The following is a 26,742-nucleotide window of genomic DNA, read 5'->3' on the forward strand; positions in this document are numbered from 1 at the left end:
TACGTTCAGCAGATGACAGAAACATGACGTTTTTTTGGCAAAAAAATGGCGCTACATCGGTAGCGCCATTACGTACAGGGAACGTCAGGAGTTAGTTAACCCCTTCCTCGCTCTCTTTTTTCGCTTCTTGTCTTTCAACTTCGCGATACCAGCGTGGGTGATGTTTCCTCGCCCAGCGACGGCTCACTTTCCCTTCAACCATGCCTTTAATCGATCCTTTCACCCAGAATGCCATATACATATGGATGAGGATGGCGTGCATCAGGATAATCCCCGCCGCCGCATGGATCAGCAGGCTATAGCGCACAACCTGCATCGGGAAGAACTGCGCAAAGTACGGACGCCAGATAATGATACCAGTAATCAACAGCACGAAAATCATGCTCATGATTGACCAGAACATCATTTTCTGCCCGGCATTGTACTTGCCCACATCCGCCACTTTATGTTCATTGCCTTTCAGCACTTCCACAATGTTTTTCAGCCACGGGATATCTTTTTTATCCGGGATGTTGTGGTGAACAAAGCGTACAAACATGAACATCAGCGCCACGAAGATCAGTATGCCGAAGAACGGGTGCAAAATGCGTCCCATCTGCGGCGTACCGAAGGTCTGCGTCAGCCATTGCAGAGTCGGGAAGAAAAAAGAAATCCCCGACAACGCCACCAGGAAGAAGCAGATCACCACCGTCCAGTGACAGGCGCGGTCGATAAACTTCGTGCGCACAATCATTTTCGACTTACTCATGATGATCCTCCTCGTCGTCGTCCACTTCCTTATTCGGGCCGATACCAATGTAGTGGTAAATCAGCCCGGCGAAGGTGGCGATAAATCCGGCAGCGGCCAGCGGTTTCAGCGCCCCTTTCCACAGATTGATAGAGGTATCGATCTGCGGATCTTTCGGCAGGCCATGATACAGCTCCGGCTGGTTGGCATGATGCAGAACGTACATAACGTGCGTACCACCCACACCTTCCGGATTGTAGAGACCGGCGTGTTCGAAACCGCGTGCCTTCAGTTTTGCCACGCGCTGTTCGCCCATTTCCAGCATTTCCTGCTTAGTGCCGAAATGTATTGCTCCGGTCGGACAAGTCTTCACGCAGGCAGGTTCCTGCCCGACGCTGACCCGGTCCACACACAGCGTACATTTATACACGCGGTTATCCTCTTTATTGAGGCGCGGAATATTAAATGGACACCCGGCAATACAGTAGCCGCAGCCAATACAGTGTTCTGACTGGAAATCGACAATCCCGTTGGCGTACTGGATGATAGCTCCGGCAGACGGGCATGCCTTCAGGCAGCCCGGATCTTCACAGTGCATACAGCCGTCTTTACGAATCAACCACTCCAGCTTGCCGTTCTGTTCGGTTTCGGTAAACCGCATCACCGTCCAGGACTTGGCGCTGAGATCGGCGGGGTTATCATACACCCCGACGCAGTGGCCGACTTCATCGCGGATATCGTTCCACTCTGAGCATGCCACCTGACAAGCTTTACAGCCTATACAGGTGGAAACGTCGATCAGCTTCGCGACCTCCGCTTTATAATCACGGGCCTGAGGCGGCGGCGTGATGGAGTTTGTTGCGGACCTTTTGATGATGTCCTGCGTTTCCATAGACATATGTTCGCCTCCCTTACGCCTTCTCGATGTTAACTAAAAACGCTTTGTATTCCGGCGTTTGCGAGTTTGCATCACCGACATTCGGCGTCAGGGTGTTGGCGATATAGCCTTTACGCGCGACTCCTTCAAAGCCCCAGTGGATTGGGATCCCAACCGTTTCAACCTGCTGACCGTTGACGTTCAAAGTACGCAGACGACGGGTCACCACGGCAACTGCGCGAATAAATCCACGCTTGCTGCTGACTTTCACGTGATCGCCGTTGTTGATACCTTTCGCTGCCGCCAGCGTTTCGCTGATTTCCACAAACTGCTCTGGCTGGGCAATCGCATTCAGCAATGCGTGCTTGGTCCAGGTATGGAAATGTTCGGTCAGACGATAGGTCGTCCCGACGTACGGGAAGTCCTGTTTCGTACCCATGCGGAGCTTATCCGCTTCGTACAGACGCGCTGCCGGGTTGGAGATCACGTTCGGGTGCAGCGGGTTAGTACCCAGCGGTGTTTCCATCGGCTCGTAGTGTTCCGGGAACGGACCTTCCGCCATCTTATCGATAGCAAACAGACGCCCCAGCCCTTCCGGCTGCATGATAAACGGATTGGTGCCGCTGCCTGGCGCCGCAGTATTGAAGTCCGGGATATCGTTCCCCGTCCACTTCGTACCGTTCCACTGGATAAGCATGCGTTTTGGATCCCACGGTTTACCCTGTGGATCCGCCGAAGCGCGGTTATACAGCACGCGACGGTTCAACGGCCATGCCCAGGCCCAGCCCAGCGTATTACCGAGACCTGACGGGTCGGCATTATCGCGATTGGCCATCTGGTTGCCCTGCTCGGTCCAGCTACCGGTATAAATCCAGCAGGACGATGACGTAGAACCATCATCACGCAGCAACGCAAAGCTGTTGAGCAACTGACCTTTTTTTGCAACCAGCACGCCGTTGGCATCATAGAGGTCTTCCAGCGCATAGCCGTTGTTCTCTTTTGCCACTTCCTCTGAGTGCGGTTCGTCCGGCTGCTTATAGTTCCAGCTCATTTTCAGAACGGGTTCTACCGCTTTACCGCCTTCAGTGCGATACATGTCGCGCAGACGATGGTAAATACCGGCCAGAATTTCGCCGTCGTTGCGGGCTTCACCCGGTGCGTCCTGACCTTTCCAGTGCCACTGCAGCCAGCGGCCGGAGTTGGCGATGGAGCCGTCCTCTTCCGCAAAGCAGGTCGATGGCAAACGGAAGACTTCGGTCTGAATAGATGCCGGATCGACGTCGTTTGATTCACCGTGGTTCTGCCAGAACGTTGAGGTTTCGGTCACCAGCGGATCGATAACCACCAGATACTTCAGTTTGCTCAGGCACTGCACCACTTTGTTTTTGTCCGGGAAGGACGCAACGGGGTTAAAGCCCTGACAGATGTAGCCGGTGACTTTTCCGCTATCCATCATGTTGAAGTATTTGATGACGTCGTAGGACTGATCCCACTTCGGCAGCCACTCAAAGCCCCAGTCGTTCTCTTTCTGCGCCGCATTGCCGTAGAAAGATTTCATTAGACTGACGAAGAACTTCGGATAGTTACCCCAGTAGTTAACCTGGTCGGCCAACGTCGCTTTTGGCGTATTAGCAGCCAGATAGGTTTGCAGATCCGTCTGTTTCTCTGACGGCAGCGTCAGGTAACCTGGCAGACTGGTAGAGAGCAGACCTAAGTCGGTTAATCCCTGAATGTTGGAGTGACCACGTAAGGCGTTAACCCCGCCACCTGCCATCCCCATGTTGCCGAGCAGCAACTGGATCATCGCCATGGTACGGATGTTCTGCGCCCCTACGGTATGCTGTGTCCAGCCCAGCGCATACAGGAACGTAGTGGTGCGATCCGCCGCGCTGGTGGAAGCCAGTACTTCGCAGACTTTCAGGAAGTCTTCTTTCGGTGTACCGCAGATGTTTTCCACCACATCTGGCGTGTAGCGGGAAACGTGCTGTTTTAGCAGATTCCACACGCAGCGAGGATGGCTTAACGTTTCATCGCGTTTCGCGTAGCCGTTTTCATCGAACTGGTAGTTCCAGGACGATTTATCGTATTGGCGTTTTTCCGCGTCATAGCCGCTGAACAGACCGTCTTCAAAAGCAAAGTCATCCCGCACCAGCAGGCTGGCGTTGGTGTAATGCCTCACGTATTCAGCGTTAATTTTGTTGTTTTCAATCAGGTACAGCAAGACACCGGACAGGAACGTAATGTCCGTGCCGGAACGAATTGGCGCATAGATATCCGCCACCGAGGCTGTACGAGTAAAACGAGGGTCAACAACAATCAGCGTGGCATCATTGTTGTTTTTGGCTTCCATCGCCCAGCGGAATCCCACCGGATGTGCTTCAGCGGCATTACCGCCCATCACCATCACGACGTTAGCGTTTTTAATATCAACCCAGTGGTTGGTCATCGCACCGCGACCAAATGTTGGAGCAAGACTTGCTACCGTTGGTCCGTGTCAGACGCGCGCCTGGTTGTCTACTGCCAGCATGCCGAGTGAGCGCACAAATTTTTGCGTCAGCATGCCAGTTTCATTACTTGCCGCAGATGCACACAGCATCCCGGTTGAAAGCCAGCGGTTTACCGTTACGCCCTGCTCATTCTTCTCAATAAAGTTGGCGTCACGGTCAGTTTTCATCAGCTTCGCGATGCGGGTAAATGCTTCATCCCAGCTGATACGCTGCCATTTGTCGGAACCAGGAGCGCGATATTCCGGGTAACGCAGACGGTTTTCACTGTGCACGTAATCCAGTAATCCTGCGCCCTTAGGACATAATGCCCCGCGGCTCACCGGATGATCCGGATCCCCTTCAATATGGTAAATCGACTCTTTGGCGTTTTTTGCTCCATCTCCCAGGCTATACATTAATAGCCCGCAACCTACGGAACAGTATGTGCAGGTGTTTCGGATCTCTTTGGCGCGTAACAGCTTATAGTTTCGCGCCTGAGCCAGTGCCATTTTGGGTGCAAAACCCAGAGCGGCTACTGTTGTTCCCGCCATACCGCCCGCGCAGATTTTAAAAAATTGTCTGCGGCTGACGTCCATTGCTTTCCTCTTTTTTGCAGGGGTTCGTACAGGAAATCTCTCAAATTGCGCGAGCGCGGCAGTCTGAAAGATGCCATGTACAACTTCGCGACGAAACTATCAGCTATATCCATATTTTTTTTGCGTCAAATCAATAACGAAACGGTTCCGCTACTAAATAGTGCACTTTGTTTAACCTTTGTACCCATAAGGGAGTATGGGAAAGGCAATTGATTAGCGCGCTACGGTATAAAAGTGCTATAAATTTCAGCTTAATTTTTTGCCAGCACCATGGACAGACAATCAGAATGACAAAACAAAAAGCAACGTTAATTGGGCTCATTGCCATAGTGCTCTGGAGCACTATGGTCGGACTCATGCGTGGAGTAAGTGAAGGGCTGGGTCCTGCGGGCGGCGCGGCAATGATTTTTTCGTTAAGCGGCCTGTTACTGATTTTTACCGTCGGCTTTCCGAATATCAGGAAAATACCTGTTCGCTATTTAATCGCCGGTAGCGTGCTTTTTGTTAGCTATGAAATCTGTTTAGCGCTGGCTCTCGGTTATGCGGCTACTCGTCACCAGGCTATTGAAGTCGGTATGGTTAATTATCTCTGGCCAAGTCTGACGATATTGTTTGCTATTTTATTTAATGGTCAGAAAACAACCTGGCTGGTAATCCCTGGATTAATTATCGCATTGACCGGGGTGTGTTGGGTATTGGGTGGCGAAAATGGCCTTAATCTTGATGAAATTATCAGCAATGTTGCCAGCAGTCCGCTCAGCTATTTTCTCGCCTTTCTCGGCGCTTTTATCTGGGCAACGTATTGTACGGTGACCAATAAATATGCAAAAGGCTTTAACGGCATCACCGTGTTCGTTTTACTGACGGCAGCAACTTTGTGGGTTTACTATTTTATTACCCCTCAACCGGAAATGGTTTTCAGTACTTCGGTGACGATTAAAATGTTCACTGCAGCATTAACGTTAGGATTTGCCTATGCTGCGTGGAATATTGGCATTTTGCACGGCAACGTGACCGTCATGGCTGTTGGGTCTTATTTTACCCCGGTGCTCTCCTCCGCGCTGGCCGCTGTGTTGCTCAGCGCCCCGCTGTCGCTTTCGTTCTGGCAAGGTGCGCTGATGGTCTGCGCAGGCTCTCTGCTTTGCTGGCTGGCAACGCGACGAGCCTGATAAAAAGTCGGGTTTTATCACAAACAAATAAAACCCGGCTATACTTTAGGCAAATTGATGAATAATATTTGTCCATCCTACCTGCGAATTATGTTTATATTTGTTTAATTAAATGTTAAATATATGGTAATTAATTAACGTCCGAAAGTATTACCGGGTCATCTACAATCTCTTCACTTGTATATATTACACCTACGAAATTAACACCATTTAAACCATAGCCCGCATAATAGTCCCGTATGTAAATATACCCATTCAGATCTGTCACATATTATGATTAATACAATCAGCTATATTATGTAGATCTGGATCACACAACTTCAAATATTTCGCAATAATATGAAACTTATTATTGAACTTATACCACTGCGTCATTTAAAAATAGTTTGCCATTGACGAACCCATTCGTTTAGCAATGGTTTAGGAAACACACCAAGAAAAAATTATAAGGATTATTTAGAATGAAACTTAAATTAGTTGCAGTGGCAGTGACTAGCCTGTTGGCGGCAGGTGCGGTAAACGCAGCTGAGGTATATAACAAAGACGCAAACAAACTGGATATCTACGGTAAAGTTCACGCTCAGCATTACTTCTCTGACGACAACGGCAGCGATGGCGACAAAACCTACGCGCGTCTGGGCTTCAAGGGCGAAACCCAGATCAACGACCAACTGGTTGGTTTCGGTCAGTGGGAATATGAATTCAAGGGCAACCGTTCTGAAGATCAGGGTTCCGAAGCAGACAAAACTCGTCTGGCATTCGCTGGCCTGAAATTCGCTGAATACGGTTCTTTCGACTACGGTCGTAACTACGGCGTAGCATACGACATCGGCGCATGGACCGACGTTCTGCCAGAGTTCGGTGGCGATACCTGGACCCAGACTGACGTCTTCATGACCCAGCGTGCTACTGGCGTTGCAACCTATCGTAACACCGACTTCTTCGGTCTGGTTGAAGGTCTGAATTTTGCCCTGCAGTACCAGGGTAAAAACGCCCGTAGCAACGACAAAGAAGCTAACGGTGACGGCTTCGGTCTGTCTACCACTTATGAGTACGAAGGCTTCGGTGTAGGTGCAACCTATGCGAAATCTGACCGTACTGATTCTCAGAACAACCACAATGGTCTGTTCAAAGCTGACGGTAAGAACGCTGAAGTTTGGGCTGCTGGCCTGAAATATGATGCGAACAATATCTACCTGGCAACTACCTACTCTGAAACCCGTAACATGACTACCTTTGGTGGTACTGTCAACGGTAGTAAGATCAACGGTATTGCAAATCAAGCACAGAACTTTGAAGCTGTTGCTCAGTACCAGTTCGACTTCGGTCTGCGTCCGTCCATCGCTTACCTGAAATCCAAAGGTAAAGACATTGCATTCTTCGGCGACCAGGATCTGGTTGAATACGTAGACCTGGGTGCTACCTACTACTTCAACAAAAACATGTCTACCTTCGTTGATTACAAAATCAATCTGCTGGACGACAACAACTTCACCCGCGCTGCCGGTGTAAGCACTGACAACATCGTGGCTGTTGGTCTGAACTACCAGTTCTAATTTTGTTGTAGCCTGAATAAAAAGCCAGTCCTTCCAGGGCTGGCTTTTTCTCTTAATGTAGACTCGGTCATAAGGAGTATGCCGTGCAGACATTCACTGGTCGTTGTCTTTGCGGACAGAGTCATTTTACCGTCGACGTCGAAATGCTGGATGTCTATGCCTGCCATTGCACCCTGTGCCAGAAGTGGTCGGGCGGCATCGCTATGTATCTGGAAGCCAGCACTCATCCGCTGATGTCGCCAGATTCAGCAGAACCTGCGCACTTTCCTTCTTCAAATCGTGGTGAACGTTTCTTTTGTTCTGGTTGCGGGTGCCCGCTGTGGTTTACCCTGACGGGCAGCGATCGCTATTTTGTGCCGTGGACGCTGCTGGAGCTTAATGAGGTAGATCGCCGCCGCCTGGTGTTAGCGGCAGAGATCTATACGGAAACGCAGCCCGCATTCTGGAGACTGACGGGGCAATACGCTCGACTCAGTGGGAAAGAAGTCGAAGAGATGGATTACCCCTGTCATTTAGCTCATTAGTTATTGACGCTGTACCTTTGCCAGACTGAACCACATTCCTACCGCTAATACGATAAGCATGCTGCCGGCGCTGCTTAAGGCTACGCTGTGCGACCAGGTAAAGGCTTCTTTAGCAGCCGACAGCAACGCCTCACTCAGCGACGATGGGAGCGAATGCGCCAACTGCACCGCCTCCCCCATTGACGATGAGGCTCGTTCTATCTCCTGCGGATTAAGGCCAACTGGCGGCAGAATCGAGGCTGAAAAGCTGCGGCTTAACAGCAAACCAAAGATAGCGATCCCAAGTCCTGCCCCCAGTTCATAAGCCATCGTCTCAATGGCGCCCGCGGCTGCGGCTTTTTCTGCCGGAGCTGCCGCCATGATAGCCGCCGTTGAGGCCAGGAGCGCACTCGCCGCGCTAAAACCGAGCAACGCCATTAATATCCAGGCTTGAATCTGCTGAGTGCTGAAATCCGTCATCGCCAGACCGTAAAAGCTCACAGCGCTCAGCGCCATACCCGCCGTGGCCACACACCGTAATCCCAGACGTGACACCAGCATGCCGGCAATCGGTCCGCTGAATCCGCTTGCCAGCATCACCGGCAGCATAAAAAGGCCCGCCTGATAAGGCGTTAAACCATGAACAAACTGTAGCTCCTGAGCCATCAGTAACTCGAACCCTACCAGAGTTATCATCGCGGTCATCGCCATCACTACGCCGCTTAAGATAATGCGATGCGTGAACAACCGCATATCAATCATCGGGCGGGAAGCAGCTAGCTGGATACGGACAAACTGCCACAACAATAAAGCGCCGGTTAACAACGTCAGCGCGATCGCAACGGTCGCCGTATGCCCTTTCAGGGCGGTTTTAGCGCTGTAGACCAGCAGCAGAATGGCGACAATCAGCATTATCGCATGACCAAAATTTAACGATTGATCGCGACGTCCGGCCTGACGCGGCACTAAGCGTGCAGTTAAGGCCATTACCACCAGGACAATCGGCACATTAATTAAGAACACGGATCCCCAGTAGAAGTGCTCCAGCAGCATCCCGCCAACGAGTGGGCCAAATGCCGCACCGCCAGAACCGACCGCGGCCCAGACGCCGAGCGCCATATTACGATGCCGTTGCTCTGCGAACGTGGCGCGAATCCCCGCAAGCGTTGCCGGCACAATCATCGCCGCGCCAATCGCCAATACCGCCCGGGTGGCTATCAGCCAGCTTGCACTGTGGGCAAAAGCGGCCGCCAGCGATGCGAGACCAAACAGTCCAGCGCCTAATAGCAGCAGGCGTTTAAAGCCGATGCGATCGCCCAGCGCGCCCATTGGCAATACCATACCGGCCATTACCAGGGAATAAATATCAATGATCCACAGCAGCTCGTTACCACTGGCACCCAGCGTCATACTCAGCGTGGGCGCGGCAACGTGCAGCACCGTTGCATCAATCGCAACAGGGATGTAGACCAGCACAATAATGACTAACGTTAACCACTGACGAAACATAAAACTCCCTAACGAAACTTAAACTGGACACATGTCCAACTTGAGCGATCCTACGGAAAATTGAACATATGTCCAACTTTTTGTTAGACTGCGTGATACACGGGTACAGGAGGAAAGATGAGCTATCTGAATCGGGATGAACGTCGGGAAGTTATTCTGCAGGCGGCCATGCGTGTCGCGCTTGAGGAAGGGTTTACCGCGATGACGGTGCGACGCATTGCAGCTGAAGCACACGTGGCAACGGGCCAACTACACCACCACTTTGCCTCTGCCGGCGAACTTAAATCCCAGGCATTTGTACGTCTGATCCGTACCCTGCTCGACGCGGAACTGGTCAGTGAAAATGCCAGTTTTCGTGAGCGACTGCATGCCATGCTGGGCAGCGAAGATGGCGGATTCGAACCCTATATTAAGCTATGGCGTGAAGCGCAGGTTGTGGCGGGTAAAGATCCAGAAATCAAAAGCGCCTACCTGTTGACCATGCGGATGTGGCACGAAGAAACCGCCAACATCATCACTCAGGGACAGAAAGCCGGTGAGTTTTCCTCCACCCCAGATGCTGCCGACGTAGCCTGGCGCTTAATCGCATTGGTCTGCGGTCTGGATGGTATGTACATATTAGGCATTGAGGAAATGGCCGATCCTGCATTCGATCGCCATCTTGACCGTATGATTACGCTGGAGTTATTTATTTGACGCAATAGATGAATTAACAATACATCTTTTATGTTTACAATTAGTAACACTTAAGCAACGTGTAATTCTCCCATCACGCCGCGTTATTGCGCTTTTTTATCTATTCTTTCAGTCAATATTCCTAAAACTTTTCAATAGTTTCTAAAAAGAAGCCGCGCGGCGCTGCATGCGTTTATTTCTTTTTCATGAACGGCATGTGCATGGAGAATAATATGTCATCATCAAATGAGAAAAATAATCGTTATCTTTTAACTGACTGGAAACCAGAGAACCCCGGCTTTTGGGAAAACAAAGGCAAGCACATTGCACGCAGAAACCTATGGATATCAGTGAGTTGCCTACTGCTTGCGTTCTGCGTCTGGATGTTGTTCAGCGCCGTTGCCGTCAATCTGAATAAAATAGGCTTTAATTTCACCACCGACCAACTGTTTTTATTAACGGCATTGCCCTCTCTTTCTGGTGCAATATTGCGCGTTCCCTACTCCTTTATGGTACCTATATTTGGTGGGCGCCGTTGGACCATTTTTAGTACGATCATTCTGATTATTCCCTGCGTCTGGCTCGGATTTGCCGTGCAAAATACCGCTACTCCGTTTGGCGTATTTATTATTATTGCGCTGATGTGTGGTTTTGCTGGCGCTAACTTTGCCTCCAGCATGGGCAATATCAGCTTTTTCTTCCCCAAAGCGAAGCAAGGCAGTGCGTTAGGCGTAAACGGCGGTCTCGGCAACCTCGGCGTCAGCGTAATGCAGTTGATTGCGCCTTTGGTTATCTTTCTGCCCATCTTTACCTTTTTGGGCGTTCAGGGCGTACCGCAAGCTGACGGCTCGTTATTGTCGCTGGCCAATGCCGCATGGATTTGGGTGCCGTTACTGCTGATAGCCACCGTGGCGGCAGGTATGGGAATGAACGACATTGCCAGTTCGAAGGCTTCGATCGCTTCCCAATTACCGGTCCTCAAGCGTTTTCATCTGTGGTTATTAAGCCTGTTGTATCTTGCCACCTTCGGTTCATTTATCGGTTTTTCTGCAGGTTTTGCCATGCTGGCGAAAACCCAGTTCCCTGACGTGAATATCCTGCAACTGGCGTTCTTCGGCCCTTTCATCGGCGCGCTTGCGCGATCGGCGGGCGGCGTTATCTCTGACAAGTTCGGCGGTGTACGCGTCACGTTAATTAACTTCATCTTTATGGCGCTGTTTAGCGCCCTGCTGTTTCTCACTCTGCCAGGATCAGGCGAAGGGAACTTTGTCGCTTTCTACCTGGTGTTTATGGGCTTGTTCCTGACCGCGGGTCTGGGAAGCGGGTCGACCTTCCAGATGATTGCGGTGATCTTTCGCAAAATCACGATTTACCGGGTGAAGCTGCATGGTGGTACCGAAGAGCAGGCTCAACGTGAAGCGGTAACCGATACCGCCGCCGCCCTGGGATTCATCTCAGCCATTGGCGCTGTAGGGGGCTTCTTCATCCCTAAAGCGTTTGGCTCATCACTGGCGTTGACCGGCTCTCCGGTGGGTGCCATGAAAATATTCCTCGTGTTTTACATCGTCTGCGTGCTGGTGACCTGGCTGGTCTATGGCCGTAAATCACAAAAAAAATAACGAAATGGATACCGCAGGATCGGACATTCGGCCAGGCCGGGAGTTCGATTCACCGTCGGCAATATTATCGAAGCAGGAGTTATGTCATGAGTAAACTGTTAGACCGCTTTCGCTACTTTAAACAAAAGGGCGATACGTTTGCCGAGGGGCACGGGCAAGTGATGCACACCAACCGGGACTGGGAAGACAGTTATCGTCAGCGCTGGCAGTTCGACAAAATTGTGCGTTCTACCCACGGTGTTAACTGTACCGGCTCATGCAGCTGGAAAATCTACGTCAAAAATGGACTGGTAACCTGGGAAACGCAGCAAACCGACTACCCACGAACCCGCCCTGACTTGCCAAATCATGAACCCCGCGGCTGCCCGCGCGGCGCCAGCTATTCCTGGTATCTTTACAGCGCCAACCGCCTGAAGTATCCGCTGGTGCGTAAACGTCTGATAGAACTGTGGCGCGATGCCCTGTCCCGCCAGCCCGATCCGGTGCTGGCCTGGGAATCCATTATGAACGACCCGCAAAAATGCCAGAGCTACAAGCAGGTACGCGGGCGCGGAGGTTTTATCCGCTCCAACTGGAAAGAGCTTAATCAGTTGATTGCCGCCGCTAACGTCTGGACAGTGAAAACCTATGGCCCGGACCGCGTGGCTGGATTCTCCCCGATCCCTGCGATGTCGATGGTCTCCTATGCTGCAGGTACACGCTATCTCTCGCTACTGGGCGGAACCTGCCTGAGTTTCTATGACTGGTACTGCGACTTACCGCCCGCCTCACCAATGACCTGGGGTGAGCAAACCGATGTGCCAGAATCCGCCGACTGGTATAACTCCAGTTATATCATCGCCTGGGGCTCTAACGTGCCGCAGACCCGTACCCCGGATGCGCACTTTTTCACCGAAGTACGCTACAAGGGCACCAAGACGATTGCCATTACGCCGGATTACTCGGAAGTCGCTAAACTGTGCGACCAGTGGCTGGCACCTAAGCAAGGCACCGACAGTGCGCTGGCGATGGCAATGGGCCACGTCATCCTGAAAGAGTTCCACCTCGACAATCCCAGCGATTATTTCCTCAATTACTGTCGTCGCTATACCGATATGCCGATGCTGGTTTTACTGGATGCCCGGGAAGATGGCAGCTATGTGCCTGGACGCATGATGCGCGCCTCAGACCTTGTCGATGGTCTGGGTGAAAGCAACAATCCGGAGTGGAAAACGGTAGCCTTTAACAGTGCTGGCGAACTGGTTGTCCCGAACGGATCTATCGGTTTTCGCTGGGGTGAGCAAGGCAAATGGAACCTGGAACCCCTGGCGGCTGGCGCGGAAACTGAGCTTACTCTCTCGCTGCTCGGTCAGCATGATGAAGTGACCGGTGTGGCATTCCCCTATTTTGGCGGAAATGAAAACCCGCATTTTCGCAGCGTAAAACAAGAACCGGTGCTGATCCGTCAACTGCCGGTAAAACATCTTACTCTCGCCGATGGCAGCCGTTGCCCGGTGGTGAGCGTCTATGATCTGGTATTGGCGAATTACGGCCTCGACCGTGGTCTGGATGACGTTCTTAGCGCGCAAGATTACAGCGAAGTGAAAGCCTATACCCCTGCCTGGGGCGAGCAAATTACCGGCGTGCCACGCCGTCATATCGAACAAATCGCCCGCGAGTTTGCCGATACGGCGCATAAAACGCATGGCCGTTCGATGATCATTCTCGGGGCTGGCGTCAACCACTGGTATCACATGGATATGAACTACCGTGGCATGATTAACATCCTCGTGTTCTGTGGATGCGTGGGGCAAAGCGGCGGCGGCTGGGCGCACTATGTGGGCCAAGAGAAACTGCGACCGCAAACAGGTTGGTTACCGCTGGCCTTTGCGCTCGACTGGAACCGACCACCCCGTCAGATGAACAGCACTTCGTTTTTCTACAACCACTCCAGCCAGTGGCGTTATGAAAAACTCACCGCGCAAGAACTCCTCTCTCCGCTGGCCGATGCGTCGAAGTTTACCGGACATTTGATTGACTTTAACGTGCGTGCAGAAAGGATGGGCTGGCTGCCGTCCGCGCCGCAGCTTAACCTCAACCCACTGACCGTTAAAGCAAAAGCCGAACAGGCGGGGCTGTCTCCTGCGCAATACACCGCCCAGGCGCTGAAATCGGGGGATATTCGTTTTGCCTGCGAGCAGCCGGATAGCGGTAGCAACCATCCGCGCAACCTCTTCGTCTGGCGCTCTAATCTGCTCGGCTCCTCCGGTAAAGGGCATGAATACATGCTCAAGTATTTACTGGGTACCGAAAGCGGGATCCAGGGGGAAGCGCTTGGCTCAAGCGAGGGTATCAAACCTGAAGAGGTTGAATGGCAGTCGGCGGCGATAGAGGGCAAACTTGATCTGCTGGTCACGCTCGATTTCCGTATGTCGAGCACCTGCCTGTTCTCCGATATCGTTTTGCCAACCGCTACCTGGTATGAAAAAGACGATATGAACACCTCGGATATGCATCCGTTTATTCATCCGCTGTCGGCGGCGGTCGATCCCGCCTGGGAATCGAAGAGCGACTGGGAAATTTATAAAGGCATCGCCAAAGTATTCTCTGAAGTTTGCGTCGGACATCTTGGACAAGAAACGGATGTGGTATTGCAACCGCTGCAACACGACTCCCCGGCAGAGCTGGCGCAGCCGTTTGACATTCTGGACTGGCGCAAAGGCGAATGCGATCTTCTCCCGGGGAAAACGGCGCCGAATATCGCCGTTGTGGAACGCGATTACCCTGCTACCTACGAACGCTTTACTTCACTTGGTCCACTCATGGACAAGCTCGGCAACGGTGGGAAAGGCATAGCGTGGAATACCCAGGCGGAAGTCGATTTCCTCGGCAAGCTTAACTACACCAAGCGCGAAGGTCCGGCGAAAGGACGTCCGCTGATTGACACCGCGCTGGATGCCTCTGAGGTGATCCTTGCCCTGGCGCCGGAAACGAACGGTCAGGTGGCGGTGAAAGCCTGGGAAGCGCTGGGGGCGATGACCGGACGCGACCATACGCATCTGGCGTTGAACAAAGAAGATGAGAAGATCCGTTTTCGCGATATTCAGGCCCAGCCGCGCAAAATCATCTCCAGCCCTACCTGGTCCGGGCTGGAAAGTGAACATGTCTCTTATAACGCTGGCTATACCAACGTCCATGAGTTGATCCCCTGGCGTACCCTGTCCGGTCGCCAGCAGTTGTATCAGGATCACGCATGGATGCGTGCGTTTGGTGAAAGTCTGGTGGCGTATCGCCCGCCTATTGATACCCGCAGCGTCAGCGAAATGCGCGAAGTTCCGCCTAACGGCTTCCCGGAAAAAGCGCTCAACTTCCTGACCCCACACCAGAAATGGGGGATCCACTCTACCTACAGCGAAAACCTGCTGATGCTGACGCTGTCACGTGGCGGACCCATTGTCTGGATCAGCGAGACCGATGCCAAAGAGTTGGGCATTGAGGATAACGACTGGATTGAAGCCTTCAACGCCAACGGCGCGCTTACCGCGCGTGCAGTGGTGAGTCAACGCGTGCCGCCGGGAATGACCATGATGTATCACGCTCAGGAGCGAATCATGAATATCCCCGGCTCGGAAGTCACCGGAATGCGTGGCGGGATCCATAACTCGGTCACCCGCGTCTGCCCGAAACCCACGCATATGATTGGCGGCTATGCGCAACTGGCATACAGCTTCAACTATTACGGCACGGTCGGCTCTAACCGCGATGAGTTCATCATGATTAGAAAAATGAAAAATATTAACTGGCTGGATGATGAAGGTCGCGATCAGGTACAGGAGGCGAAAAAATGAAAATACGCTCACAGGTAGGCATGGTTCTTAATCTGGATAAGTGCATCGGCTGCCACACCTGCTCCGTTACCTGCAAAAACGTCTGGACCGGACGTGAAGGGATGGAATACGCGTGGTTTAACAACGTCGAGACCAAACCGGGTATTGGTTATCCGAAGAACTGGGAAGATCAGGAAGAGTGGCAAGGCGGCTGGGTTCGCGATGTTAACGGCAAAATAAGACCGCGTCTGGGCGGCAAGATGGGCGTAATCACCAAAATTTTCGCCAACCCGGTGATCCCGCAAATTGACGACTACTATGAACCGTTTACCTACGATTATCAGCATCTGCATAGCGCGCCGGAAAGCAAGAATCAGCCCACCGCACGCCCACGTTCGCTGATCGATGGTAAACGGATGGACAAGATTATCTGGGGGCCCAACTGGGAAGAGCTGCTGGGTGGCGAGTTCTCAAAACGCGCCCGCGACCGTAACTTTGAGAAAATGCAAAAGGAGATGTACGGGCAATTCGAAAACACCTTCATGATGTATCTGCCGCGTTTGTGTGAGCATTGCCTGAACCCAAGTTGCGTCGCCACTTGCCCGAGTGGGGCTATCTATAAGCGTGAAGAAGATGGCATCGTGCTGATCGATCAGGACAAATGTCGCGGCTGGCGCTTGTGTATCAGCGGTTGTCCGTACAAAAAAATCTATTTTAACTGGAAGAGCGGTAAGTCAGAGAAGTGCATTTTCTGCTACCCGCGTATTGAGTCTGGCCAGCCGACGGTATGTTCGGAAACCTGCGTTGGACGTATTCGTTATCTCGGCGTATTGCTGTACGACGCCGACCGTATTGAAGAAGCGGCCAGCACCGAGCATGAGACCGATCTCTATGAGCGTCAGTGCGATGTGTTCCTTAATCCGCACGACCCGGCGGTCATTGAAGAAGCGTTAAAACAAGGTATTCCGCACAACGTCATCGAAGCGGCCCAACGTTCGCCAGTTTACAAAATGGCGATGGACTGGAAGCTGGCGCTGCCGCTGCATCCGGAATATCGCACCCTGCCGATGGTCTGGTATGTTCCGCCGTTGTCACCGATTCAGTCGGTCGCTGACGCGGGCGGACTGCCGCACAATGGCAACATTCTTCCTGCGGTTGAATCACTGCGAATTCCGGTTCAGTACCTCGCCAACATGCTAAGCGCAGGCGATACCGGTCCGGTGCTACGCGCGCTCAAACGGATGATGGCCATGCGCCACTATATGCGCGCGCAAACTGTCGAAGGCGTGACGGACACCCGGGCGATTGAGGAAGTGGGTCTGACCGTTGAGCAGGTTGAGGAGATGTACCGCTATCTGGCCATCGCCAACTATGAAGACCGCTTCGTGATCCCAACCAGTCACCGTGAAATGGCGCGTGACGCCTTCCCGGAGAAAAATGGTTGCGGGTTTACCTTTGGTGACGGCTGCCATGGTTCAGATACCAAATTCAACCTGTTTAACAGCAGTCGTATTGATGCCATCGACATCACCGAAGTGCGCGATAAAGCGGAGGGGGAATAATGCAAATCCTGAAGGTTATCGGCTTGCTGATGGAATATCCCGACGAGCTGCTGTGGGAGTGTAAAGACGACGCGCTGGCGCTTGTGGCCAGCGATGCCCCTATGCTTACCGAATTTAGCCAGGGGTTGCTCAATGCCCCACTGCTGGATAAACAAGCCGAATGGTGCGAAATATTCGACCGGGGCCGGGCCACCTCTCTGCTGTTGTTTGAACACGTCCACGCCGAGTCCCGTGATCGGGGCCAGGCGATGGTTGATCTGCTGGCACAGTACGAAAAGGTCGGGCTACAGCTTGACTGCCGCGAACTGCCGGATCATTTGCCGTTGTATCTGGAGTATCTGAGCGTGCTGCCGGAGGCCGAGGCCAAAGAAGGACTGCAGAACGTCGCACCGATTCTGGCGTTACTGGGTGGGCGCTTAAAACAGCGCGATACACCGTGGTATCAACTGTTCGACGCCCTGCTGCTGCTTGCCGGAAGCCCTCTTTCAAGTGACAGTGTCACCAAACAGGTTGACGCGGAAACCCGCGATGATACCCGTCAGGCGCTGGATGCAGTCTGGGAAGAGGAACAGGTGAAGTTTATCGAAGATAACGCCACCGCCTGCGACAGTTCACCGTTACAAAACTATCAACGACGCTTTAGCCAGGACGTGGCGCCGCAGTATGTCGACGTCAGCGCGGGAGGCCCGAAATGATACAGTACCTGAACGTCTTTTTTTACGATATCTACCCGTATCTGTGTGGGACGGTGTTTATCCTCGGCAGTTGGCTACGCTATGACTACGGACAATACACCTGGCGCGCCTCTTCCAGCCAGATGCTGGACAAACGCGGTATGGTATTATGGTCCAACCTGTTCCACATCGGCATTCTGGGGATCTTTTTCGGACACCTGTTCGGCATGTTAACGCCGCACTGGATGTATGCCTGGTTCCTGCCGATTGCGGTAAAGCAACAGATGGCAATGATTGCCGGTGGGCTATGCGGCGTGCTAACGCTGGTTGGTGGCGCAGGTTTGCTGGTGCGCCGTCTGACCAACCCGCGTATTCGTGCGACATCTTCCACCGCCGATATTCTGATCCTCTGCGTTTTGTTGATTCAGTGTATCCTCGGCTTAACCACCATCCCGTTCTCTGCGCAACATCCAGACGGCAGTGAAATGCTGAAACTGGTCGGTTGGGCGCAGTCGGTGGTGACCTTCCAGGGCGGCGCGTCTGCGCATCTGGATGGCGTGGCGTTGATTTTCCGTGTGCATCTGGTTCTTGGGATGACAATCTTCCTGCTGTTCCCGTTCACTCGCCTGGTCCACGTCTGGAGTGCGCCGTTTGAATACTTTACCCGTCGCTATCAAATAGTGCGTTCCCGCCGCTAATTTCCTCTGCTGCCCGGTAGCGCTTGCGCTTACCGGGCCTGGATAGCGCATGATGGGGAAACGTTACGTGTATAGGGACATCAGGGCCGCGCGCTCGGGCGCGACGGGATTGTTGATGTAACGGTGACTATCCGTGAAAACCTGCCGGAAAAAGTCACCATTACCGGTTCGGCGGTGATCTTGTTTCACGCAGAATGGGCAATAGATTTTTAATCATTTCCGTAAGCCAGATAAGGCGATGACGCCGCATCCGGCATGACTTCCGATGCCCCTATTTTCCCGCCTCCGGATGCGTATCAAACGCCGCCATAACCGTCGCCAGCTCACCGAGTGTAAACCCATGCTTCGCATCATTCACGCCTAGTCCAAAACGTTCTTGCAACAAAGCATACAGGCTGGCGACGTCCGGCAGATTAATCTGCTCCACCGCGTGTCCATCCTGATAATGGGTAAAATGAAAATTGGTTAATGTTAATTTCCCGCCGTCAGGCAGATGACGACACATCAGCAGATGATGGCGAAAATGCGATTGTGGCCAGTGAGCAGACCAAAAGTTGCCCATCAGATAATCGCTCTGGTGCTGTACCACCAGGTCGAAATGGTACATCGATTGCCAGTGTTCATGATGACGGAACTGCAGGATCCAGTCTTCACCTTCCTGAATCAGCCGATACTCGCCGTGTGGCGTCTTCTGCTCAATGTTAGCCTGCAGACGAATCGGCGCCGTCAGCGTTTGCCCGCCGAAGCCAACGTCGGCAATCCACTGTTCTCCCTGTAACTCGACCAGCAACAAACGATGCGTGCGCGGCGGCAGGCTTGACGGATTTGCCAGTACCACACGCCCGAGCAGACTGCGTACGTTAAAACCGATCTCACGTAGCGCTCGTTCAAACACTCCGTTCTGTTCAAAGCAATAACCGCCGCGACGCGCCGTTACCAGCTTCTCTTCCAGCGACAAATCGTCAAGCTGCATTTCACGGGGCAGCAATACATCCAGGTTTTCAAAAGGTATGGCGGCGTTGTGCAATAAATGCAGCGCTCGTAAGGTTTCAATGTCGACCCAGGCCAAATCTGACCAACCAATACGGGCAAAATAAGTGGTTAAAAAAGGCGTCATACGGAGTTCCTGTTCGGTTAATGCAGTACTTATAACGCATTTTTAAATTTACGCCGTCGATTTTGTGCGTTGTTCCTCCTGGTGAGGCGACAAAATCGCTAATACCGTTAATATCTATGTTTATTGTGGTGTGTTATCTCTCAGCCAAGGAGCATCCATGAGCCATTTTCGTCCGATCGAATTAAAACACGCGAGTCGGCTACTCAATCACGGTCCTACGATATTGATAACCAGCCGGGATGAGCATACCGAGCGGCGCAATGTGATGGCAGCGGCATGGTCAATGCCCGTGGAGTTTGAACCACCGCGGGTAGCAATTGTTGTTGATAAGACCGCCTGGTCGCGTGAACTAATCGAACGTAGCGGTAAATTCGGCATCGTTATTCCGGGCGTTGCCGCCGTCAACTGGACCTGGGCCGTAGGCAGCGTTTCTGGTCGAGCGGAAGATAAATTCAACTGCTACGGCATTCCCGTAGTGCAAGGACCGGTCCTGGGTTTACCGCTGATAGAAGCGAAATGCCTGGCCTGGATGGAGTGTCGCCTGTTGCCGGCCACTGCGGCACTAGAAAAATATGACACGCTGTTTGGGGAAGTCGTCTCGGCTGCCGCTGATGAGAGAGCCTTTGTCGAAGGACGCTGGCAGTTTGATGATGGCAAGCTCAATACGTTGCATCACCTTGGAGCCGGAACGTTTGTCTCCAGCGGGAAGCGTTTTATCGCTGGTGAATGATACTCTGCCAACGGATGGCAGTTCTCCGCTGTCATCCGCAACTGTTTTCTTAAAACTGCTGAAAAACCAATCAGATAAATTCTCCCTCCTTCCTTGCTGAATCATTCGCGTGAATTATAGTTAATCTTGCACTAACGCAAATATCTAATCAAAACATTATCCGTGAAAGCAGCATCCCCCAACTGTACTTATGAAGTGTCAGAGAGGTTTTACGATGCAACTTAATAGAATCGCACAGAGTTTTATACTGGCTGGGTTACTCACATCGTTATCTGTTCCCGTTATGGCCGCTGAAGCTCCCAAAGACGCCACCGCCTCCACGCAACAAGCCAACAACGCGCTATACAACCAACTGCCATTCTCCGATAACACCGACTTTACCGACGCCCACAAAGGCTTTATCGCTCCACTCCCGCAGGAAGTGATCAAAGGTGAAGAGGGAAATGTTATCTGGAATCCGCAGCAATACGCGTTCATCAAAGAAGGCGATAAAGCGCCGGATACGGTAAATCCGAGCCTGTGGCGCCAGTCCCAGTTGATCAACATCAGCGGGCTATTTGAAGTAACGGATGGCGTTTACCAGATTCGTAACCTCGATCTGTCGAACATGACCATTATTGAAGGTAAAGAAGGCGTTACCGTCGTTGACCCGCTGGTTTCTGCAGAAACGGCTAAGGTCGGGATGGATCTTTACTTTAAAAACCGCGGTCAAAAACCGGTTGTCGCGGTGATTTATACCCACAGCCACGTTGACCATTACGGCGGCGTACGAGGCGTTGTTGATGAAGCCGACGTTAAAGCGGGCAAAGTGAAAATTTATGCGCCTGCCGGATTTATGGAAGCTGCGGTCGCTGAGAATATCATGGCAGGTAACGTCATGAGCCGCCGCGCGAGCTACATGTACGGCAACCTGCTAAAACCTGATGCCAAAGGTCAGGTCGGCGCGGGACTGGGAACCACAACTTCTGCGGGAACCGTTACCCTGATTGCGCCAACGAATATCATTGAGAAAGATGGACAAAAAGAGGTCATTGACGGCCTGACCTATGATTTCATGCTGGCTCCGGGTTCTGAAGCGCCTTCGGAGATGCTGTGGTACATCGAAGAGAAGAAACTGATTGAATCTGCTGAAGATGTCACCCACACCCTGCACAATACCTACTCTCTGCGCGGAGCCAAAATCCGTGAACCGCTGCCGTGGTCCAAATACATCAACGAAGCGATTGTCCGCTGGGGTGATAAAGCAGAAGTGATGATGGCGCAGCACCACTGGCCTACCTGGGGTAATGACAAGGTTGTAAGCCTGCTGAAAAGCCAGCGCGATTTGTACCGTTACATCAACGATCAGACGTTGCGCATGGCTAACGAAGGTCTGACCCGCGATGAGATCGCCGCAAACTTTAAGCTGCCGGACTCACTGGCCCACACCTGGGCTAACCGCGGTTACTATGGCTCCGTGAGCCATGATGTAAAAGCAACCTATGTGCTCTATCTTGGATGGTTTGACGGCAACCCGGCAACGCTGGATGAACTGCCGCCGGAAGAATCTGCGAAGAAATTTGTCGACTATATGGGCGGCGCTGACGCTATTTTGCAGAAAGCAAAAGCCGACTATGACCAGGGTAACTACCGTTGGGTAGCTCAGGTGGTGAGCAAAGTGGTGTTTGCCGATCCGAATAACCAGGCCGCGCGTAATCTGGAAGCGGATGCGCTGGAGCAATTGGGGTATCAGGCTGAATCCGGCCCGTGGCGTAACTTCTATCTTACCGGGGCGCAAGAGCTGCGTAACGGCGTAGTCAAAGGCCCAACCCCGAATACCGCCAGCCCGGATACCGTTCGCGCCATGACGCCGGAAATGTTCTTCGATTATCTGGCGGTGCATATCAACGGACAAAAAGCGGGCGATGCGAAGTCGGTGTTTAACATCGACCTTGGCAGCGACGGTGGTAAATATAAACTTGAGCTGGAGAATGGCGTACTGAACCATACCGCCAATGCCGAAGCAAAAGACGCCGACGCCACCGTCACGCTGAATCGCGACACGCTGAACAAAATCATCCTCAAGGAAGTGACGCTAAAACAGGCGCAAGACAGCGGTGACGTGAAGATAACCGGTGACGGCACCAAGCTTGATGCCATGCTCGGCTATATGGATAAGTTCGAATTCTGGTTCAACATCGTTACGCCGTAATCACAACGAAAATGGGCGGATTATCCGCCCGTTTTTTCTTACATACTGTAGCCGGGTTTTTTAATCAACTTTGCCATCTGCGGCGCTATTTCCGCATCCCACACGCCCTGCCACGCCTCGGGCTCAATTTCATTGAGCGCCACGCTCACGGAACTGTCTTTGCTTTGCAAATGACGAATAATGACCTCGGTAATATCCGCCGCCAGCGCATTTTTTTGTTCGTCGGTAAGGGAGCGGGGAAAACATTTAATATCAACGTGCGGCATAGCAGATTCCTTAATGTTTTGGGATGCAGGTAACTTATGCGGACTCTCGTTCAACCAGGTGAAATCCGACATCAATAATATCGTCTTCACGCGGAATTTGTTCGATACGATCGGCAAGCAGAGAGGCGGCACGTTGTCCAATGGCCCGTCGGTCGACGCTGACGGTGGTGATGGCTGGTCGGTTACTGGCAGCAAAATCGAGATCGCCAAAACCGATAACCGCTAACTCCTGCGGCACGCGCAGACCACGACTTTCGGCTTCCATGATCGCCCCCTGGGCTAGCGTATCTGAGCTACAGACAATGACATCAAAAGCGCCTTCAGCCAATAGTTGAGCTAATCCGCTGCGCCCCAATGCCAGAGAGGCCGGTAGCGGGACATCCACCTGAGCCTCAGCGGCAATACCATGACGACTCAGCGCATCGCACAGTCCTTGTTTACGCTGGCCTGCCCGACGATCGGCTGTCCATAGCAAGCCAGGACGGCGATAGCCTTTTTCCAGCAAATAATCTGCCACCGCCATCCCGACTTTTTCATGCGAAAATCCGACCAGCATATCAATAGGTGTTGGCGTTAAATCCCAGATCTCCACGACCGGAATGGCTGCATTAAGAATCACCTTTTTCAGTTCGGCGGTATGATGAATGCCGGTGAGCAGTACGCCATCCGGGCGGCGAGAAAGCAGTGTCGCCACCAGCTCAGCCTCTGTTTGCGGCGTATAACCCGACACGCAGAGTAAGATGTGGTATCCGCGTTCAGCCAGTTCATCGCTCAATGACTGGATGGTATCGACAAACATATTGTTGTTAATTTGCGGGACCACCACGGCGATAAGCTTACTGCGTCGTGACGCCAGTCCGCCGGCCAGCGCGTTGGGAATATAGCCGGTGGCGCGTACCGCTTGCATTACTTTTTCCACCGTTTTCGGGCGCACCAGCTGCGGGGTATTCAACGCCCTGCTCACCGTCATGGGTGACAATCCCGCGGTACGGGCAACATCTTCCAGCGTGGGGGCGCGCGGAGGTCTGGAGTTTTTCACTGTCGATGCCCTTGTCAAAAATCGCCGATGTATCCTGGCATTATTCATCATGATTTGGGCTATTGCCAGCGTCGCTCGGTGATAATGCAGGGAAAACAGCAGCTTAGTTAATTATCGCCGCTCAAAATGATAGCGCAATCACAACGATTTGTGCATTTCTCCATAAAGTATTGGAATGTGACGTCGTTTATAATTTACCACCCTTTTCTCTCAGTATTTGTGAGCGATTGTTCAAATCGCAGTCAATTCACTGGCACAGTGATTGCGCTAACATTAAAAATGATAGCGCAATCATTCGTTATCACCAGGAGAGAACATTATGTCTTTAAGTGCCAATTCTGATGCCGTGACCTATGCCAAATCGGCCAATGCAAAAACCGCGGCAGAAACCGGCGATCGGATCGAATGGGTTAAGCTATCCCTCGCTTTCCTTCCCCTGGCAACACCAGTAAGCGATGCCAAAGTGCTGACCGGTCGTCAGAAACCTCTAACCGAAGTCGCCATTATCATCGCCGAGATCCGCAGCCGTGACGGGTTTGAAGGCGTTGGATTCAGTTACTCAAAGCGGGCTGGCGGTCAGGGGATCTATGCGCATGCCAAAGAAATTGCCGATAACCTGTTAGGCGAAGACCCAAACGATATCGACAAGATCTACACCAAGCTGCTGTGGGCTGGCGCCTCCGTGGGACGTAGCGGCATGGCGGTTCAGGCAATCTCCCCTATCGATATCGCCTTGTGGGATATGAAGGCCAAGCGTGCAGGGTTGCCGCTGGCAAAACTGCTGGGTTCGCATCGGGACTCCGTGCAGTGCTACAACACCTCCGGTGGATTCCTGCATACCCCGCTGGATCAGGTGCTTAAAAACGTGGTTATTTCCCGTGAAAACGGCATTGGCGGTATCAAGCTCAAGGTTGGTCAACCAAACTGCGCTGAGGATATTCGTCGCTTAACCGCGGTGCGTGAAGCGCTGGGTGATGACTTCCCACTGATGGTCGATGCCAATCAGCAGTGGGACCGGGAAACCGCCATCCGTATGGGACGTAAAATGGAGCAGTTCAATCTGATCTGGATTGAAGAGCCTCTGGACGCCTACGACGTTGAAGGTCACGCCCAACTGGCCGCCGCGCTTGATACCCCGATTGCCACCGGTGAAATGTTGACCAGCTTCCGCGAACATGAACAGTTGATCCTCGGAAATGCCAGCGATTATGTGCAGCCCGATGCTCCGCGTGTGGGGGGAATTTCACCGTTCCTGAAAATTATGGACCTGGCGGCAAAACACGGACGCAAACTGGCTCCGCACTTCGCCATGGAAGTTCACCTGCATCTGTCCGCAGCGTATCCCCTTGAGCCATGGCTTGAACATTTTGAATGGCTGAACCCGTTATTTAATGAACAGCTTGAGTTGCGTGATGGCCGGATGTGGGTTTCCGACCGTCATGGCCTGGGGTTTAGCATCAGCGAGCAGACGCGCCGCTGGACACAATTGACCTGCGAGTTTGGTAAACGTCCTTAATTTATTTGGCGGGTAAGTAATACCCGCCCTCTTCCCTACAGAAACGCTCTCAACCTTATGAAAGGAGTGGGTGATGAACACAATAATAAAGCGTACAAAAGTGCGTTACGGCATTCTGATATTTCTGTTTCTTGCTACCGTATTTAATTACGCCGATCGCGCGACATTATCCGTCGTGGCTCCGATTATGAGCAAAGAATTAGGTTTTGATCCTGAAGCAATGGGGCTGGCCTTTTCTGCCTTCGGTATTTCTTATGTCATTATGCAACTGCCCGGCGGCTGGCTCCTGGATCGCTATGGTTCTCGTCTGGTATACGGCTGCGCACTGATTGGCTGGTCGCTGGTAACGATGTTTCAGGGCACCATTTATCTGTACGCCAGCCCACTTGTCGTATTGATTATCTTACGACTACTGATGGGGGCGATTGAAGCTCCAGCCTTTCCGGCCAACAGCCGATTAAGCGTGCAGTGGTTTCCTAATAACGAACGGGGCTTTGTTACCTCTGTCTATCAGGCCGCACAATATATCTCGTTAGGGATTATTACGCCGTTAATGACGATTATTTTGCATAATCTAAGTTGGCACTTTGTTTTTTATTACATTGGGGCGATTGGCGTTATTCTTGGCATTTTCTGGCTGGTGAAGGTCAGAGACCCTATGCATCACCCGAAGGTAAACCAGCAGGAAATTGACTATATCAGGGAAGGCGGTGGCGAACCGTCGCTGGGTAATAAAAAAGAGCCACAGAAAATTACCTTTGCGCAAATTAAAAGCGTCTGCGTCAACCGCATGATGATTGGCGTTTATATTGGACAGTTCTGCGTGACGTCAATCACCTGGTTTTTCCTGACCTGGTTTCCTACCTATCTGTATCAGGCTAAAGGCATGTCGATCCTTAAAGTGGGATTTGTCGCCAGTATCCCTGCCATTGCCGGTTTTATCGGTGGATTGTTGGGCGGCGTTTTCTCCGACTGGCTTTTAAAACGCGGCTACAGCCTGACAATTGCCCGTAAGCTGCCGGTTATCTGTGGGATGTTGCTTTCCTGCGTCATCGTTATCGCGAATTACACATCGTCAGAATTTGTGGTTATCGCCGCGATGAGTCTGGCGTTCTTCGCCAAAGGCTTTGGCAATCTGGGATGGTGCGTTCTCAGCGATACCTCACCAAAAGAAGTGCTTGGCATTGCAGGAGGCGTATTCAATATGTGCGGCAATATGGCCAGTATCATCACACCACTGGTGATCGGCGTCATTCTGGCGAATACCCAGTCCTTTGATTACGCCATCCTGTATGTCGGCTCGATGGGGCTGATCGGCCTGGTTTCCTATCTGTTTATCGTGGGTCCGTTGGATCGTATTACGCTCACCCCTTCTGTTGCGTAATTTAAACTTATGGCGATAGTCCGCCCGCTGTTCCGGGAATTG

Annotated in this window: 20 protein-coding genes and 1 pseudogene; 14 read left to right on the plus strand and 7 right to left on the minus strand. The window is 52.2% G+C overall.

Annotated elements, in window-relative coordinates:
* Positions 1–91: 91 nt before the first annotated feature.
* The 3 genes from fdnI to fdnG are packed head-to-tail and all read right to left on the minus strand — an operon-like array spanning position 92 to position 4,686.
* Complete coding sequence (gene fdnI, locus OGW16_RS24750; protein WP_286519195.1) at positions 92–748, minus strand: formate dehydrogenase-N subunit gamma; 657 nt, start codon at positions 746–748, stop codon at positions 92–94.
* Positions 741–1,625, minus strand: coding sequence for a formate dehydrogenase N subunit beta (gene fdnH / locus OGW16_RS24755; protein ID WP_003833024.1), 885 nt, complete (start codon positions 1,623–1,625; stop codon positions 741–743). Before fdnH ends, fdnI begins: the two co-directional genes overlap by 8 nt.
* A 13-nt stretch (positions 1,626–1,638) precedes the next feature.
* On the minus strand, positions 1,639–4,686 hold the full coding sequence (fdnG, locus tag OGW16_RS24760) for a formate dehydrogenase-N subunit alpha (RefSeq protein ID WP_146040266.1): 3,048 nt from the start codon (positions 4,684–4,686) through the stop codon (positions 1,639–1,641).
* A 287-nt stretch (positions 4,687–4,973) separates the two neighbouring features.
* Between fdnG and yddG the strand changes: the two genes are divergently transcribed.
* The 3 genes from yddG (at position 4,974) to OGW16_RS24775 (ending at position 7,935) form a co-directional block, all read left to right on the plus strand.
* A complete protein-coding gene (yddG, locus tag OGW16_RS24765; protein WP_043016299.1) occupies positions 4,974–5,855 on the plus strand; it encodes an aromatic amino acid efflux DMT transporter YddG in 882 nt (293 codons plus the stop codon).
* Between the two features lie 461 nt (positions 5,856–6,316).
* A complete protein-coding gene (ompC, locus tag OGW16_RS24770) occupies positions 6,317–7,411 on the plus strand; it encodes a porin OmpC (protein ID WP_043016298.1) in 1,095 nt (364 codons plus the stop codon).
* An 83-nt stretch (positions 7,412–7,494) separates the two neighbouring features.
* On the plus strand, positions 7,495–7,935 hold the full coding sequence (locus OGW16_RS24775) for a GFA family protein (protein WP_043016297.1): 441 nt from the start codon (positions 7,495–7,497) through the stop codon (positions 7,933–7,935).
* On the opposite strand, the gene OGW16_RS24780 is transcribed toward OGW16_RS24775, so the two are convergent.
* Positions 7,936–9,423: an MFS transporter gene (locus OGW16_RS24780; RefSeq protein WP_043016296.1), complete on the minus strand. Its 1,488-nt coding sequence runs from the start codon at positions 9,421–9,423 to the stop codon at positions 7,936–7,938.
* A gap of 117 nt (positions 9,424–9,540) precedes the next feature.
* Between OGW16_RS24780 and OGW16_RS24785 the strand changes: the two genes are divergently transcribed.
* The 7 genes and pseudogenes from OGW16_RS24785 to OGW16_RS26505 all read left to right on the plus strand — a co-directional run.
* Positions 9,541–10,119 carry a TetR family transcriptional regulator gene (locus OGW16_RS24785; RefSeq protein ID WP_043016295.1) on the plus strand — a complete coding sequence of 193 codons (579 nt, stop codon included), beginning with the start codon at positions 9,541–9,543 and terminating at the stop codon, positions 10,117–10,119.
* 212 nt (positions 10,120–10,331) lie between these two features.
* Positions 10,332–11,717: a NarK family nitrate/nitrite MFS transporter gene (locus tag OGW16_RS24790; RefSeq protein WP_043016294.1), complete on the plus strand. Its 1,386-nt coding sequence runs from the start codon at positions 10,332–10,334 to the stop codon at positions 11,715–11,717.
* 86 nt (positions 11,718–11,803) lie between these two features.
* A complete protein-coding gene (locus OGW16_RS24795) occupies positions 11,804–15,544 on the plus strand; it encodes a nitrate reductase subunit alpha (protein ID WP_200000673.1) in 3,741 nt (1,246 codons plus the stop codon).
* On the plus strand, positions 15,541–17,085 hold the full coding sequence (gene narH / locus OGW16_RS24800) for a nitrate reductase subunit beta (RefSeq protein WP_008784807.1): 1,545 nt from the start codon (positions 15,541–15,543) through the stop codon (positions 17,083–17,085). Before OGW16_RS24795 ends, narH begins: the two co-directional genes overlap by 4 nt.
* Complete coding sequence (narW, locus tag OGW16_RS24805; RefSeq protein ID WP_286519201.1) at positions 17,085–17,780, plus strand: nitrate reductase molybdenum cofactor assembly chaperone; 696 nt, start codon at positions 17,085–17,087, stop codon at positions 17,778–17,780. Before narH ends, narW begins: the two co-directional genes overlap by 1 nt.
* Entirely contained in the window at positions 17,777–18,457 is a 681-nt protein-coding gene (gene narI, locus OGW16_RS24810) for a respiratory nitrate reductase subunit gamma (RefSeq protein ID WP_003833047.1), read from the plus strand. The genes narW and narI overlap by 4 nt, the downstream gene beginning before the upstream one ends.
* A gap of 42 nt (positions 18,458–18,499) precedes the next feature.
* A pseudogene (locus OGW16_RS26505) lies at positions 18,500–18,670 on the plus strand (PhzF family isomerase); the annotation flags it as partial.
* A gap of 58 nt (positions 18,671–18,728) precedes the next feature.
* Here OGW16_RS26505 and nhoA read toward each other — a convergent pair.
* The gene (gene nhoA, locus OGW16_RS24820) at positions 18,729–19,574 is read right to left on the minus strand and encodes an N-hydroxyarylamine O-acetyltransferase (RefSeq protein WP_286519204.1); all 846 of its coding nucleotides are present in this window, start codon (positions 19,572–19,574) and stop codon (positions 18,729–18,731) included.
* 157 nt (positions 19,575–19,731) lie between these two features.
* On the opposite strand from nhoA, the gene OGW16_RS24825 reads away from it, so the two are divergent.
* Positions 19,732–20,304, plus strand: a complete 573-nt coding sequence (locus OGW16_RS24825) for a flavin reductase family protein (protein ID WP_047411182.1) — start codon at positions 19,732–19,734, stop codon at positions 20,302–20,304.
* A gap of 214 nt (positions 20,305–20,518) precedes the next feature.
* On the plus strand, positions 20,519–22,495 hold the full coding sequence (locus OGW16_RS24830) for an alkyl/aryl-sulfatase (RefSeq protein WP_043016289.1): 1,977 nt from the start codon (positions 20,519–20,521) through the stop codon (positions 22,493–22,495).
* A gap of 38 nt (positions 22,496–22,533) precedes the next feature.
* Here OGW16_RS24830 and pptA read toward each other — a convergent pair whose 3' ends face one another.
* Positions 22,534–22,761: a tautomerase PptA gene (gene pptA / locus OGW16_RS24835; RefSeq protein ID WP_043016288.1), complete on the minus strand. Its 228-nt coding sequence runs from the start codon at positions 22,759–22,761 to the stop codon at positions 22,534–22,536.
* 34 nt (positions 22,762–22,795) lie between these two features.
* Complete coding sequence (locus tag OGW16_RS24840) at positions 22,796–23,848, minus strand: LacI family DNA-binding transcriptional regulator (RefSeq protein ID WP_370638287.1); 1,053 nt, start codon at positions 23,846–23,848, stop codon at positions 22,796–22,798.
* 271 nt (positions 23,849–24,119) lie between these two features.
* On the opposite strand from OGW16_RS24840, the gene OGW16_RS24845 reads away from it, so the two are divergent.
* Both OGW16_RS24845 and OGW16_RS24850 read left to right on the plus strand, forming a co-directional pair.
* Entirely contained in the window at positions 24,120–25,316 is a 1,197-nt protein-coding gene (locus OGW16_RS24845; RefSeq protein WP_043016286.1) for an L-talarate/galactarate dehydratase, read from the plus strand.
* Positions 25,317–25,389: 73 nt separating this feature from the next.
* Entirely contained in the window at positions 25,390–26,700 is a 1,311-nt protein-coding gene (locus tag OGW16_RS24850; protein ID WP_043016285.1) for an MFS transporter, read from the plus strand.
* Positions 26,701–26,742 lie beyond the last annotated feature (42 nt).

The sequence above is a fragment of the Citrobacter sp. Ce104 genome (genome assembly GCF_030334595.1).
Classification (GTDB): Bacteria; Pseudomonadota; Gammaproteobacteria; order Enterobacterales; family Enterobacteriaceae; genus Citrobacter; species Citrobacter europaeus.